This window comes from Shewanella sp. 125m-1, from assembly GCF_052977065.1.
The window spans coordinates 1-1,332 of sequence record NZ_JBRILT010000091.1 but is presented as its reverse complement, the minus strand read 5'-3'; the positions used below and the strand labels follow the sequence as shown (position 1 = coordinate 1,332).

The 1,332-nt window shown below is 41.7% G+C and carries 1 protein-coding gene; it reads right to left on the bottom strand.

The features are described 5' to 3' along the window. Positions 1 to 19: 19 nt before the first annotated feature. Entirely contained in the window at positions 20 to 1,213 is a 1,194-nt protein-coding gene (locus tag ACVBIK_RS20640; protein ID WP_447170424.1) for an IS4 family transposase, read from the bottom strand. Positions 1,214 to 1,332: the final 119 nt, after the last annotated feature.

Genomic DNA, 1,332 nt, shown 5'->3' with positions numbered 1-1,332 from the left:
CTGAGGGATCCCCAGGAATTTAATAGCATGCTTGTGGATCCCGAACTAAGCCTTGCAGTGTCTTAATGGCCGTTCGCCAATGCGACTTCAGCAGCCTCAACTTCATGTCTTTGTATGCTCTCAAGCCTATAAACTGGTTTGAGAGCACGTTGCGGTGCTTTATTGAGTTCGCTTGATATTGCCTGTGTTTACCTGCAGCTTTGACGGCTAAACCTAACAGATAAAGCACAAATTGAGATAGGCAGGCAATGAGTAACAATACACTTAGCCTGCTCGAGTTCCGAGTACCACTATCATTCATTTTTAGCCCTGTTTTAACATCTCTAAAGCTTTCTTCTATCTGCATCCTTGTCGCATAAATCTTAACGACTCTTTTAGCCGTAGCACTTGAGTTACAAAGTGATGTAGCTAGTAACCAAGGCTCTTTTTCTCGCTCTGCATTTGCACGAGACCGCTTACTTCGCCTGGCTTTATCACCTGTTGCAGTTCTATCTTTTCGTCCTTTAGGCTCGCGTTTGAAGATAACTAAACGAGAGCTGAAAGAAGTCTGTTCACCTAAAAAGTATACGCCGATATTTTTGGCTATAGAGCTTGCTTGAGCGTAAAGTTTTTTGACAGGATACCAATGATGAACCGCGCTTTTTCTGCAGTGAGTTCTATTTCTAAAACGCCCCACGTAATCCCAATTAAGTGACAAGATTTGCTTAAACCAAGGGATGCGAAAACCAGCATCAGTTACGATGATAGGCTTGCAATCATTGGGCAGCATAGCCTTTAATTTTGTCATAAATAATAGGTGCGTTTTTGGCTTCTCTTTCTTATTAAGTGGATGTATCTCTTCGTAGAGTGTTAAAGACCGCCCCTGGGCTGCAAGGGATGCTCGGATGAGAAAGTGTTGCTTTCGGTCATCAAGATCTGACCAATCGATATGAATAATTGGCTGCTTCATTGTCCCGACTAACAGGTAAGCCATACGGGTATAAATGAACTCGATATCACGATGTAAATTGGCGTTACTACAAAGCCTGTCTACACGTTTAATCTTATGTTTTTCCAAGGCATTACTATCAACTCCGCGACCAAGTCCAGTGATTGATAGGGAACCGCCATTCATAGAGCTTTCGATTGCAGAAAACAAACTCTGTCGTCGAGTTTTGTGCATTAATGGGGTGACAAGAGAAAGGCATTTTGATAAAACTTGCTTTGCATTCATGGCATTTACTCGTGGTAATTTTTGTTTGGCGATAAATTTGATCACCAAATGCCATGAATGTTCCTCATATTTTTGCCTATCTCATTATTTCTGTTTATCTTTTTGTGGGGATTCGTCAG